Below are 12,853 nucleotides of genomic sequence, written 5' to 3'. Positions count from 1 at the left end.
TCATGCCCCGCATGTACGTCCTCGGTGTCCCCGAGAACGAGGGCTTCCTCGACGTCGCCGAACAGGATGCCCGCCTCACCATCGACTCTGTCGGCCCGTACTTCCGGATCAGCTCTGCCGGGCCGATCCTGATCGACCGCCGCGCCACGGGGTGCCGCCACGCGGTCTGGTACAGCGCCGTCGCCGGACTCGAGAACGCCATCATCACCCAGCACGACAAGGACGCACTCCGCGTGGAGTCCCGATGAGCGACGACGCCGACCGCCTGGGCGCCGGCCGGTATCTGGCACCCGCCCAGGTGCCCGACGGTACCCGCACCACGGCCCACGAGCTGACCACCCACGACGGTGCCACTGTCAACGGGCTGCTCCGGGTCGTACCCGGGGCGACCACAGTGGCCTTCCTGATGCACCCACGTCAGGACTTCTCCCACCACGTCCTGGTGCCCGAACTGCTCGTCCGAGGGGTCGCCGTCTGGACCCAAGGCGCCCGCTCGCTCGGCAACGACCTGACCTTGCTGCACGAGCAGGCGCTGCTCGACATGGCAGCCGGTCACCTGTTCCTCCGAGACCGCGGCTTCGAGCACGTCGTCGCGATCGGGCACTCCGGCGGCGCCACTCTGGCAGCCTTCTACCTCCAGCAGGCCGGCCGGGAGCCCGGATCGCGCCTGGAGGCCACTCCCGGAGGCAAACCCGTCCCGCTCCGGGACGCCACCATGCCGCCGGCGGACGGCCTGGTCATGTTCGCCCCGCACCCCGGACAAGGCGCCCTGCTCCAGCGGATGATCGACCCCTCGGTCATCGACGAGGCCGATCCCCTCTCCGTCGACCCGGACCTCGACCCCTACAACCCGGCCAACGGCTTCGCCCCACCCCCGGAAAGCTCCAGCTACGCGCCCGAGTTCATCGAGCGCTACCGCCAAGCGCAACGTGCCCGGATCGGCCGCATCGACGCCGTCGCTTGGGAACGCGTCAACGACTCCATGACCGCCAGGAAGCGCTTCAAGGCCCACGACGACCCCCGCGATCGTCGAGCCTCACTCGCCACCGGAGTCATCGTGGTTCACCGCACCGATGCCGACCTCCGGTCGGTCGACCTCAGCATCGACCCCAATGACAGGCCCTACGGCTCTCTGTTCGGACGGCGACCCGACCTCACGAACTATGGCGTCGTGGGCTTCGGTCGGCTGACCACTCCCGAAGCATGGCTGTCGACCTGGTCGGCCAACGGTACCCGCGCCGACCTTTCCGCCTGTGCACCCGACGTCAACGTTCCCACCCTCATCGTCGAACTCACCGGCGACCAGGCCTGTTTCCCCGCTGACGCGACACGGTTCGCCGAATTGCTGCCTCACCCCGACGTCACCCACGTCCGCATCCCGGGCCGCCACTTCGGAGCGCCCCTGCATAAAGGCATGGTGTCCGGCGCCACACTCGCCGGAAAGGAGATGGCCCACTGGTTCGGCGAACGCTTCCCGATTGGGCCCCTCATATCGGCCTGAGCGCAACCTCATCGGATTCGAGGAGATTCGAAGTCATGACCGTGATTTAGGCCCCGAGAGGCATTCTGGAATACCCGCAAACACCTGGTTATGTACAAAGTGTGTGCCCGACCTCGGACACAAACCCTTTCCCCATATAGTGCGGGCCTCCGGCTGGCCCGCGGCGGGGGGCGCGGGCCAGCCGTTATGCCGGGGTCAGCGGACGGGCGTCGGAATGATCGGCAGCGTGATCGACGACGGGTGCTCCGGGTCGTGCAGGACGGTCTGCGACGCGGGCTGCGTGGTCGTGTCGGCGCCGAACTTCCCGCCCGTGTTCGGGTTCCGGTCGTACATCGGGAAGTTGCTGCTGGAGATCTCCAGCCGGATGCGGTGGCCCGCCTTGAACACGTTGCTGGTCGGCCACAGCTTGATCGTGTACTTGTAGACCTCACCGGGGGTGATCAGCTCCGGCTTCTCCAGCGAGACCCGGTACCGGGCGCGCTGGATGCCGTCCCGGACCAGCATCGAGGTGCCGTCGGGGGACACGTCGGTGAGCTTCGCCGTCCAGTCGGTGTCCTTCGCCGAGGACCTGGCGTACAGCGTGACTGAAATCGGGCCGGTGACCTCGGTGTCCTTGGTGAGCCGCGGGGTCGTGTAGACCAGCACGTCCTGCCGCTGCTCGACGGACCGCTGGTCTCGCGGGCCGCCGGGCACCGAGCTCTGGAAACGGCCGCCGACGCTCGGTACCGGGTTCGCCGGGTCGTACTGGTACTGGTCGGCCTTCTCGTTCGTCGCGGGCGCGGTGTTATCGAGCGTGCCGCCGCCGTTCGCCGTGTTCGCGTCGCCCTTGCTGTGCAGGTAGTACGTGGTGTCGACGGTGCCGGGGATCGGCCAGGAGTCAGCCGTGCGCCACTTGTTGGCGCCCATCACGAAGACCTTCACCGGCGGGTCCTCGTCCACGCCGTTGTCGATCCCCTTCAGCCAGTGGTCGAACCAGCGCATGTGCAGATCGCCCACCGCGACGACCGCCTCCGGACCGAAGTCGACGTCGCCCACCCTGCGGCCCGAGCCGCCGTGCGTCCACGGCCCGATGAGGAGCTTCGTGCCCTTCCGGGCGACCTCGGAGCCGCCCTGGGCGCGGATCCCGGCGAAGTTCTCCACCGTCCCGTTGAGGAAAATGTCGGACCAGCCACCGAAGTTCAGCGCCGGCACCTTGACCTGCGGATACCTCGTGCGGATGCTCCAGCGCTTCCAGTAGTCGTCGTCGCTCGGGTGCTCGATCCAGTCGAAGTAGTACGGCGCGATGCGGTTGTCGTTCGGGTACAGCGGCGGGAAGTTGTTCAGCGGCTGGTGCTTGTACCACTTGGCGTGCAGGTCCCGCGACGCCTGGGTCATTTCCGTCCGCAGCTTCGCGCCGTCCGGGAGCTTGCTGATGACTCCGCCGTTGAGGAAGCTCAGCAGCCAGTCCTGGATGAACGCCTGGTACAGCGCGCCGCCCTCGTAGGTCCATCCGTCGTAGATGTCGGAGGACGTGAACGCCGGGGCCATCGTGACCAGGTGCGGGGGCGTGAGGGTGGCGGGCAGCAACTGCGTGAGCCCCGGATAGGAGAACCCGTACATGCCGACCTTGCCGTTGGAGTGCGGCAGAGCGGCGGACCACTCGATCGTGTCGTAGCCGTCCTCGGCCTCACTCCGGTACGGGTAGAAGGTGCCGTCCGACTTGTACTCGCCGCGGACGTCCTGCACCACGACGATGTAGCAGGCCTTGGCGTAACGGTCGGGGGAGCCATAGACGAAGCTCAGGGCGCCCTCCTTGTTGTAGGGCAGCCGCATCAGGATGACGGGGAACTCGCCGTTGCCCTTCGGCGTGAACACGTTGCTGCGCAATACCGTCCCGTCCCGCATAGTGGCAGGGACGTCCTTCTGGACGCTGAATTCGCACTCCTCCGCCTTCGGCGGGGCGTCGGCCGCCACACCGGGCGCGGCGGCGACGCCACCCAGCAGCACCACGGCCGCCGCTACAAGGGACAGCCGCCAGCTGCGACTTCTTCTGTTCGCCCAGGTCATCCGCCGTCTCGCGCGCATCGCCGCAACTCCTTCCTGGCCGGGGCGACGGGGCCGCCCGGCGGCTGTTCGACGTCGTCGGGCGGAGCATCGCATCATCACGGCGGCTGGTCAGGAGGGCGGTCAGAGGCTGTCGGTCGAACGGTCGATCGGTGCGCCAAACGGTTTGTTTGTGGCGAGTTGCCGGAATCTATCGGACGCTTGAATTCGCCCCCTTCGTCAGTGCATCGCACCGCCCGTCCAGACCGGCTCGAAATCCTTCACGGTGATCCGGCCGCCGGCGTCGTAAGTGGTGATCGTGAACCTGATGCGCTGCCAGATGATGTGGCTGTCCGGGTGGTGGCCGACCTCGCGGGCCTTGGTCGTCCGTCAGCGGACACGGCTACCTCCGCGGTCAGACACCGGACGCGATGATCTCAGCCAGTTCCCGGCCGCGGGCTCGGCGTGGCGCGTTAGCCGTCGGCGGGCGGATCCTCCGCTGGCGCGCACGGCTCGCGGTACGCCTCGTGCAGCTCGGTCGCTCGTTCTCCACGGCGCGATGTTCGACCTCTCCGGTGGGCGACTGCCGCACCGTCTGCGGCGGCATCGCGCCTGCCAGGAATTGGCTCCGTGCGGGTCAGGGGGCCGTGCGGTTATTGCGGTCGCGCGGCGCCCAGGTGAAGGTGAGGCCGCCCGGCGGTGGCTGGAAGCGGCATGCGGGACACCATGGCGCAGCGCCACAACTGTCTTGTCGGTAATTGCGGGTGCGGCCGCCAGCAGGCCCAGGCGGATACCTCGATACACCGCGGTGTTCAGAGTGGCGGTGCTGACATCCTTGGCGGCTTCGGTCAACAGTTCCGGTGGCCTCGTCCAGCACCGCGACGGGCCCTCTACGCGCACGGCGCCGCGCAGGTCGCGTAATGGAAGACGTAAGGGTCGTGCGACGCAACGCGGACTTTGTCCGGATCAGTTCTTCCCGCGGATCAGGCGAGAGGCTCTGCGTCCGATCAGGAAATACGCGATGATCACGCCCGCCGTATTGAGGATGACATCGTCGATATCGAAGGCGCGGCCGGTGACCAGCAAGCCCTGCATCGTTTCGATCGTCAGCGACACCAGACCTCCGGCCAGGGTTATCCGTAGCGGTCCTCGCAGGCGGGTGAAGACGGTCGGGGCCAAGGCTCCCAGCGGCATGAGCAGGGCCACATTGCCGCCGATCTGGATCAGCGCCTCTCGGGCGGGCCGGTCGAGGTAGAAGCGGAGCGAGCGGCCAGGATCCGTGTTGCCACCGGCCTGTCCCTGGTCGTGAACAGAACTGAGCGTCAACTTCGCCGCATAATAGAAGAACACCGACAGCACGCCGATAACCAGTGTGACGGCGGCGACGCGCAACGGCTTGACATACCAGCGCGTCGTCTCGTCAGAGGGTGGAGGGCTCGTCTTTGACGGCGTCGTCACGAATACTCCTTGAGACGCGCTTGCTGCCATCGGGGGTACGCTCACATATGCCCACTCCCTTTGAGATAAACCTGCTTCTCCGGCCACAACGATGAAAATGCGGGCACACCCGGGCGCTGCGGCACTATCGTTACGGCTGACCTGCGAGAACGCACACACTGCGGGACGTGTCGTCCGGCCCCTTGAAGGCCCTGAGTCTCGGACCGGAATGGTGCCGATAAGAAGCTGGCGATGTGCCTAGTTGATCGCATCAGTGCCTGCGGGAGCGACCACCGCCCCGAACCCAGGGCCGACGTCGCCGTGGCAGCGACCGCTGACCGCTCGTTCCCTTGCGACGGCGGCGTCTCGGACGGTGCGCGCCGTCAGGCCGAGCCTGATCGTACGTAGGTCGTAGTGGATCGCCAGGGCTCCCGGTGCTCGCGCGGCAGCCGGTCGACGACGGCGATCCGGGCCGCACCGTGCAGTCCGGCCACCAGCTCGACGGGTACCGACATGGGATCTTCTTCTCGCAAATGAAAATCATTGTCGCTATCATCGTGTCGCGGTCGAGAGGAGATTCGATGACCCGCAACGACCTGCGCGGAAAGAAGGTGTCCTTGCCTCGAAGGCCCGTGAGCTGTCGGCGGCATGTCCGCAAGGCCACGGCGGAGGCTTGTGAACTGTGCGACTACACCATCCATGTCACCGAGGCGATTCCGCGCGCTCGCGGCGGCGTCGGGTGACGACTCACCATTGGAAAGCCATGTTCCGGCGGTTGGCGCCGCCGAGGCCGATCTGGTGGGGCCCCATGCTGTTCCAGGGCGTGCGGCGCGATCCGGCGTCCGGCGGCCCACGGCGGCTGGTGCTGCACACACCGAACTCCTATGCGCCGAGCGGCGACCGCCTGTGACCTGCTCGCCGTGCGGATACGCCCGGGCGCCCACCTGGCCGCCGAGGTGCTCGACACGCTGACGCCGCTGCGCGACGACGCCCTTGTCACCGGCGTCGAACTGGCCTGACTCAGGAAGGAACGCCACCAATGACGATCGACGAGGCCGGACGGGCGGACCGCGGCGAGGGATACGCCGTCAACGCCCCCTACTACGACCTGATCCTCCCGCAGGCCCACTGGGACTCCCTCGCCGCCGCCCTGCGCGAGCTGGTGCGCGACGCACGCGCGGTCGCCGAGGTCGGGGCCGGGACGGGTCACTTCACCGAGGCGATGCTGGGCTTTCTGGCCCCGGAAGCGGAGATTTTCGCGATCGAGCCCGCACGCATCATGCGGGCCGCGCTGGCCACCCGCCTGTCACGCCTGCCGGACGCCGAAAGCCGCGTGACCGTCCTCGCCGACGACGCGGCCACCGCCGAACCGCCCGTTCCCGTTGACGCGGTCGTGTTCTTCAACCTCATCATGCACTTCGCTCCGGACGAGCGGGCACGGCTGTGGAGCCGCTGGGCGGAGATGCTGCGGCCCGGCGGCGTGCTGGTCGTCGAGGCGCAGTACCCGCAGAAGGCCGAGCCGGTGCCGCCGTCGGTGGTCCCCGGGCGCTCTCTGGGACGCCGCCGGTACGAGACCGTCTCCCGGGCGGACGTCGTCGGTGACGAGGCGATCCGGTGGGTGAACGCGTACCGGACGTGGGAGGGCGACCGGCTCGTCTCCGAGGAGGTCGCCGAGTTCGACTGCCACGTCATCTCCGACGAACGGCTCGCCGAAGAGCTGTCGGCCGCCGGACTCACGCCGATGCCGGACGCTCCCCGGGGCGTGCGCGCATGGCGCCGTTAGGCGAGGACGCGGCGCAGCGCCGCGAGGACGGCGTGGCGCCGCGGCACCATTCTTGGCTGAGGCGGTGACCGTCCGATCCTGGACGGGCACTAGTGGTCCGCCCGTTGGTGCGAACCCTGGTGAGTGTGGACGGTCAGGCTGTGGCCCGTGGTGAACGCCGTGGTGAAGGCTTCGTCGCCGACGGCCGATCGTGCCGATTCCGTGATGCGGTCGACGTCCGCGCGTTCTTCGGGTGGCAAGGGCGCCCCCGCCGACTCTCGCAGGGCGGTCGCCTCGCCGAGGAGCCGTGCGGCGTCCGCCGGGGCGCCCGTGCGGGCCGCCACGCCGGCCAGTCCTTCGAGGGCCAGCGCGATCGCCCGGGGGTCGCCGGTGTCCCGGGCGACGGCGAGGGCCTCCCGGTGGAGTTCCGCCGCCGCCTCGGCGTCCCCGCGCTGCTCCGCGGTGAAGCCGAGCTCGGCCAGGGCGAGCGTGATGCCCGGCGCGAACCGCACCTCGCGTTCCCAGGCGAGGGCGGCGCGCATGTGGGACTCGGCCTCGTCGAGGCGGCCCGCCCGGCGGGCGGTGAGGGCAAGGCCGGTGCGGGCGAAGGCCTCGCCGGGGTGGTAGCCGTGCTCGGCGGCGAGGCTTCTGCCCCGCTCGTGGCGACGGTCCGATTCGGCGTGGTCGCCCATCAGCAGGGCGAGCCGGCCGAGCCCGGAGTGGAGCAGCGAGACCTGGAGCCACAGCCCGAGCTCCTCGGCCAGGCGGAGAGCCCCGCGGACGAGCGCGGCGGACCGGTGGTGGTCGCCTTTGATCTCCGCGAGCCTGGCGAGCAGATCGGTGGCCCGGACCTGCCCCCACCGGTCTCCCAACTCGACGAATATCGCGAGGCTCTCCGATCCGGCCCGGTCCAGCGTGCCGAGGTCGCCGCGGACGAGTGCCTGGTTGGCCTCGGTGGCGAGGGCCGCGGCGGTCGCCCAGCGGTCGCCGAGCCGCCGGAACACCGGCAGCGCCCGGCCCGTCAGGTCGCGGCTCTGGGCCAGATCCCCGGCGCCGAGGAGTACGTCGCTGAGAAACCAGTCCGCTCTGGCCCGCTCGCCCGGATCGGCGATGGCCTCCGAGGGCGTGTCGAGTTCTGTGGTCCGTTCGCCCAGAAGGTCCAGGGCGGTCTTCCATGCCTCGGCCCGTGCCCTCAGCGCGGTGGGCGCCCCGCCGTCGACGCCCAGCGCCGTCGCGAACGCGCGCCGCCCTTCGCCGATCCTGCCGCGCAAGTACCAGTACCAGGCCATCGCGTTGACCAGCCGCAGCGCGAGGTCCGCGCGGCGGCGCTGAACGGCCTCCTCCAGCGCCCCGCGCAGGTTTCCCTGCTCGACGTCCAGCCGCTGAAGCGCCCGCCGCTGGTCGGGCCCGCGAAGCCGCCGCTCCGACCGTTCGGCCAGTTCCGTGTAGAAGGTCAGATGCCGCAGGCGGAGCCGCTCGGTCTCCCCCGCCTCCTCCAGGCGGTCCAACGCGTACGCGGCGACCGATTCCAGCAGCCGGTAGCGGGTCCCGGCCGGGCCGTCGACCATCACCACCATCGAGCGGTCGACGAGGCGGGCCAGCAGGTCGAGGACGTCCTCGCGCGCCACGTCGCCGCCGTCCGCGCAGACCTCCTCGGCCGCCTCCAGCGCACAGCCGTCGGCGTGCACCGCGAGCCGCCGCAAGACGAGGCGTTCCGCCTCCGACAGCGGCTCCCAACTCCAGTCGATCATCGCGCGCAGGGTCCGCTGCCGCGCCGGGGCGCCGCGGTGCCCGGACGACAGCAGCCGGAACCGGTCGTCGAGCCGTTCCGCCAGGTCGTGGACGCCCAGCACCCGCAGGCGGGTGGCCGCGAGCTCCAGGGCCAGCGGGACGCCGTCCAACCGGCGGCAGATCGACGCGACCGCGCGGGCGTTGGTGGCGTCGATCTCGAACCCCGGCGCGGCGGCCGCGGCCCGCGCCTCGAACAGCCGGACGGCGCTGAACCGCCGGAGGGTCGCGGGCCCGTTGTCGGACGGGGAGTAGGGCAACTCCAGCGGAGGGACCGGCCAGACCGACTCCCCGGCGAGCCCGAGGGGCTCCTGCCCTGTGGCGAGGATCCGGACCCCCGGCGCCGCCCGCAGCAGCCGCTCGCTCAGCGCGGCGACCGCGTCGATCACGTGCTCGCAGTTGTCCAGGACGAGGAGCAACCGGCGGCCTCGCAGGACCCCGGCGAGCCGTTCGACCGGATCGGCGGGCGCGCCGGAACGCGGCAGGCCCGTCGCGGCGTCGTCACGGATGTCGAGGACGGCGATCACGGTCTCCGCCAGCCGGTCGCCCTCGCGGTCCCCGGCCGTGCGGTCGAGGCCGGCCAGCTCGACGAGCCACACACCGTCCGGATGACGGTCGATCGCCCCGGCGGCGGCCTCCAGGGCCAGCCGCGTCTTGCCGACGCCGCCGGGGCCGGTGAGCGTGACCAGCCGGGCGGACTCCAGCAGCGCCCGGACCCGGGCCACCGCCTCGTCGCGGCCGACCAGCTCGGTGATCTGCGCGGGGAGGTTGGTCCGCGGAGGCGTCCCGGACGCCGCGGTGAGGGCGGCGTCCTGGTCGAGGATCCGGCGGTGGAGTTCGGCGATCTCCGGACCGGGGTCCGCGCCCAGCTCGTCGCGCAGGCGAGCCCGGAGGTCGGCGTAGGTCTCCAGCGCCTCGCCCTGGCGTCCGTTGTCGTACAGGACGCGCATGTACGCGGCGCGGAGCCGTTCGCGCAGCGGATACCGATCGACCAGGTCGCCCAGCTCGCCGAGCTCGCTCGCCGGCACGCCATGCCCGCCGATCCGCAGGCTCGCCTCCGCCCGCTCCTCCACGGCCGTGAGTCGCTGCTCCTCCAGGAGAGCGATGGCGGGACGCGCGAACTCCTCGTCGGCGAAGTCGGCGAAGGCCGGTCCACGCCACAGTCGCAGCGCCTCCGTCAGCAGGCCCACCCGGGACCGCGGATCGGAGGCTTCGCGCGCTCGTGCCAGTAGGCCGGTGAACCGCGTCGCGTCGACGGCCTCGGCGTCCGTCCGGAGCCGGTAACCCAGTGCCTCCTCGAAGGACACCAAGCCCCGGGCGCCCGGCTCGGCGTCGTCCAGGATGCGGCGCAGCTGCGAGACCTTGACCTGGAGCGCCCCCGTCGGGTCGCGGGGCGGCGCGGCGCCCCACAGGTCGTCGATCAGCCGGTCCACGGGCACCGGCCGTCCCTCGTGCCCGAGCAGGACGGCCAGCAGCGTCCGGACCTTCGCCCCGCGCATCGCCACCGGGGCGCCGTCCGCCGTCCACACCTCCAGCGGCCCGAGCACCCCGAATCGCATATCCCCACGATAACGGTCGCTTTCCCAGGAACCGGCCCGGCTTTCCCCCGCCTACCGCCGGGGGAAAGCGCGCGGTAGGCGCCGGGTAAGCGCGCGTCGGCAGGCTCGGCTCACCGAACCGCACAGGACGGAGATCCGAGATCTCGAAGGGAGCGGCGATGACCGCGGCCGGACCCCTGAACATCGTCATCATCGTCGGAAGCACACGGCGCGGCCGGTTCGGCCCCACGGTGGCCGGATGGTTCGCCGGGGAGGCCGGTCGGCATCCCGACCTCGCCCTGGACGTCGTCGACCTGGCCGAGACCGATCTGCCCGGGGTCCTCACCACCGAGGCGGGCGCCCCCGACGCGCCCGCGCCGGTGCGCGAGCTGGGCGGGCGGTTGGCCCGGGCCGACGCGTTCGTGGTCGTGACACCCGAGTACAACCGCAGCTTCCCCGCCCCGCTCAAGGCGGCCATCGACTGGTTCGTGGACGAGTGGCGGGCCAAGCCCGTCGGCTTCGTCTCCTACGGCGGAGCCTCCGGCGGCCTGCGTGCCGTCGAACACCTCCGGCAGGTCTTCGCCGAGCTCCACGCCGTCACCGTCCACGACACGGTCAGCTTCCACTCCTGCCGGGACAAGTTCGACGACCACGGCCGGCCGATCGACGCCGCGGGCTGCGGCGCGGCGGCCGAGAGCCTGATCGACCAGCTCTCCTGGTGGGCGCGCACCCTGCGCGACGCCCGCGCCGCACGCGCCTACGCGGCATGACCCAAGCCTTGATCCCGACTCTGTGAAGGAGCCCGTCATGAACTCTCCTGAGAAGACCGCCACCGGCAGCCGGGCGCGCCTGGTCCTCGGCCTGCTGGCCTTCTCCAGCCTGATCACCTCCCTCGACTTCACCATCGTGTACGTGGCGCTGCCCGACATCGCGCGGGACGTCGGGCTGTCCGGCCACGCCACCCAGTGGGTGGTCAGCGCCTACGCCATCTTCTTCGGCGGTTTCCTGCTGCTGGGCGGGCGCTCGGCCGATCTGCTGGGCCGCCGCCGCATGTTCGTCCTGGGGATGCTGGTGTTCGGCGCCGCGTCGCTGCTGGGCGGCCTGGCGACGTCGCCCGCGATGCTGATCGCCGCGCGGGCGGCCCAGGGGGTCGGCGGGGCGGTGCTGTTCCCCGCGACGCTCTCGCTGGTCACCACCAGATTCACCGAGGGTCCCGACCGCGTCCGGGCGCTGGCCGTGTGGGCCATGGCCGGCGCGGGCGGGCTGAGCCTGGGTGCGCTGCTCGGGGGCGTCCTGACCCATGCGTTCGGCTGGGAGGCGGTGTTCCTGGTGAACGTGCCGCTGGTCGTCGCGGGCACCGCGGGCGCGTTCGTACTTCTCGACCCCGACGGCCCGCGGGAGCGGGGACGCGGCTTCGACATCCCCGGCGCCCTGACCGGAACGGCCGGGCTGACCCTGCTGGTGTTCGCCATCGCCCAGGGCCCGGAGACCGGCTGGACCGCGTCGCAGGTCGTCGCCTCCGCAGTCCTCGCGGCGGCGCTGCTGACCGCCTTCGTCATCATCGAGGCGCGCACCAGGAACGCGCTGATGCCGCTGCGGATGTTCCGCAACCCCAACCTCCGTGCCGCCCTGTTGGTGATCCTCACCTTCGGCATCTCGATGCAGAACCTCGTCTACTTCCTCAGCCTCTACCTCCAGGGCGTCCTCGACTACTCGGCGCTACAGGGCGGGCTGGCCTTCCTGAGCCTCTCGGTGGTGATCGGGATCGCCAACTTCGTCGCCGAACGGCTGATCCTCCGCATCGGCGCCCGGTCGACCCTGGTCATCGCGCTGCTGCTCGGCTCCGGAGGCGGCGCGATGCTGGCCGCCGGGATGCGCACCGACGGCTCGTACTGGACGATCCTCGCGGGCCTCATCGTCTACGGGATGGGCATGGGCACCATCTACCCGACCATGTTCGGCGCCTCCGGGACGGGGGTCGCCGACGAGGACCAGGGCGCCGCCGGGGGCATGGCCAACACCGCCCTACAGATCGGGACGAGCATCGGCCTGGCGGTCCTGGTCGGGGTCTCCACCTCCGGTCTCGGCGACCTGACCGGGGAGGCACTGCACACGGCCACGGCCAGTGGCCTGCGCGACGCGGTCTACATCGCGGCCGGGCTCACCCTGGCGGGCATCTTCGCCGCCCTGGCCCTCCCCCGGCACTCGGCCCCGTCCCCCACCCCCACCACGGAGGAGTCCGCCCCCGCCCTCCACTGAGGTGCGCGGACCCGACCGCCCGGTGGCCGAGCCGACGCACCGGGTACGCGTCGGCGGACGGCGGTCAAGCTTGGTGCAGGTCGGCCTTGTGGGCGGGGTCGGCGATACGGATGTGCTCGGTCATCCCGCGGGACGCGGTTTACGCAGGCGGCGACGCGCCAGGAGGTAACCGATCCAGCCCACGGCGGGAAGTGGCGCGTAGACCTGCCAGTATGCGCTCACCGGCATCTTGTAGGGACCGAACGGCCCCACACGGACCGGCACCTCTTCATCGATGTCGCGTGAACCGACCCCAGAGATGTGGCCGGACGATCGCGCCCCATCCGCGGTGACCCAGGTGCCCTCGCAGTCGGCTTGCAGCGAGCGGCTCCGGTCAGTGTTGGCGCAGTGCTCGACGACGGCTTTCGCCGGCTCTCCCACCGCCGCCGTGACGCCCACCAAAACCGGTCCCACCCCGAGCCCACTGGCCAGGAAGGCGAACAGCCCCAGGATCCACGCCGCCACGCCCACAGTGTTGGCGACCCGTCTCGCCTTGCCCCCTGTCAG

General features: G+C 70.8%; 11 protein-coding genes and 1 pseudogene. 7 read left to right on the top strand and 5 right to left on the bottom strand.

Translation table 11 applies throughout. The features are described 5' to 3' along the window. Positions 1–2 precede the first annotated feature (2 nt). Complete coding sequence (locus tag D0T12_RS04570) at positions 3–248, top strand: hypothetical protein (protein ID WP_117397943.1); 246 nt, start codon at positions 3–5, stop codon at positions 246–248. Next, positions 245–1,501: an alpha/beta hydrolase gene (locus D0T12_RS04565; RefSeq protein ID WP_117397942.1), complete on the top strand. Its 1,257-nt coding sequence runs from the start codon at positions 245–247 to the stop codon at positions 1,499–1,501. Before D0T12_RS04570 ends, D0T12_RS04565 begins: the two co-directional genes overlap by 4 nt. Before the next feature lie 195 nt (positions 1,502–1,696). Here D0T12_RS04565 and D0T12_RS04560 read toward each other — a convergent pair whose 3' ends face one another. The 3 genes and pseudogenes from D0T12_RS04560 to D0T12_RS04550 all read right to left on the bottom strand — a co-directional run bounded on the left by D0T12_RS04560 (position 1,697) and on the right by D0T12_RS04550 (position 4,981). Then, a complete protein-coding gene (locus tag D0T12_RS04560) occupies positions 1,697–3,565 on the bottom strand; it encodes a CocE/NonD family hydrolase (protein WP_199487275.1) in 1,869 nt (622 codons plus the stop codon). Positions 3,566–3,763: 198 nt separating this feature from the next. Next, positions 3,764–3,892, bottom strand: a pseudogene (locus D0T12_RS04555) (4a-hydroxytetrahydrobiopterin dehydratase); the annotation flags it as partial. Between the two features lie 597 nt (positions 3,893–4,489). After that, positions 4,490–4,981: a VanZ family protein gene (locus tag D0T12_RS04550; protein ID WP_233525838.1), complete on the bottom strand. Its 492-nt coding sequence runs from the start codon at positions 4,979–4,981 to the stop codon at positions 4,490–4,492. A gap of 413 nt (positions 4,982–5,394) precedes the next feature. Between D0T12_RS04550 and D0T12_RS04545 the strand changes: the two genes are divergently transcribed. The 3 genes from D0T12_RS04545 to D0T12_RS04540 all read left to right on the top strand — a co-directional run bounded on the left by D0T12_RS04545 (position 5,395) and on the right by D0T12_RS04540 (position 6,743). Then, positions 5,395–5,703: a hypothetical protein gene (locus D0T12_RS04545; protein ID WP_117397939.1), complete on the top strand. Its 309-nt coding sequence runs from the start codon at positions 5,395–5,397 to the stop codon at positions 5,701–5,703. A gap of 141 nt (positions 5,704–5,844) precedes the next feature. Then, a complete protein-coding gene (locus D0T12_RS36965) occupies positions 5,845–5,979 on the top strand; it encodes a hypothetical protein (RefSeq protein WP_267900386.1) in 135 nt (44 codons plus the stop codon). 20 nt (positions 5,980–5,999) lie between these two features. Further along, positions 6,000–6,743: a class I SAM-dependent methyltransferase gene (locus D0T12_RS04540; protein ID WP_117397938.1), complete on the top strand. Its 744-nt coding sequence runs from the start codon at positions 6,000–6,002 to the stop codon at positions 6,741–6,743. Between the two features lie 89 nt (positions 6,744–6,832). On the opposite strand, the gene D0T12_RS04535 is transcribed toward D0T12_RS04540, so the two are convergent. Beyond that, entirely contained in the window at positions 6,833–10,069 is a 3,237-nt protein-coding gene (locus D0T12_RS04535) for a BTAD domain-containing putative transcriptional regulator (RefSeq protein WP_117397937.1), read from the bottom strand. A gap of 158 nt (positions 10,070–10,227) precedes the next feature. Here D0T12_RS04535 and D0T12_RS04530 point away from each other — a divergent pair, with 158 nt between their 5' ends. Continuing rightward, positions 10,228–10,818: an NADPH-dependent FMN reductase gene (locus D0T12_RS04530; protein WP_117397936.1), complete on the top strand. Its 591-nt coding sequence runs from the start codon at positions 10,228–10,230 to the stop codon at positions 10,816–10,818. Between the two features lie 37 nt (positions 10,819–10,855). Next, positions 10,856–12,307: an MFS transporter gene (locus D0T12_RS04525; protein WP_117398054.1), complete on the top strand. Its 1,452-nt coding sequence runs from the start codon at positions 10,856–10,858 to the stop codon at positions 12,305–12,307. 120 nt (positions 12,308–12,427) lie between these two features. Here the strand turns inward: D0T12_RS04525 and D0T12_RS04520 are convergent, their stop codons facing one another. Further along, complete coding sequence (locus D0T12_RS04520; protein WP_147339375.1) at positions 12,428–12,811, bottom strand: hypothetical protein; 384 nt, start codon at positions 12,809–12,811, stop codon at positions 12,428–12,430. Positions 12,812–12,853 lie beyond the last annotated feature (42 nt).

Origin of the sequence: Actinomadura spongiicola, from assembly GCF_003432485.1 — a bacterium.
Lineage (GTDB): Bacteria > Actinomycetota > Actinomycetes > Streptosporangiales > Streptosporangiaceae > Spirillospora > Spirillospora spongiicola.
The sequence above is the reverse complement of the archived record's forward strand: the minus strand, read 5'-3'. Positions and strand labels throughout refer to the sequence as shown.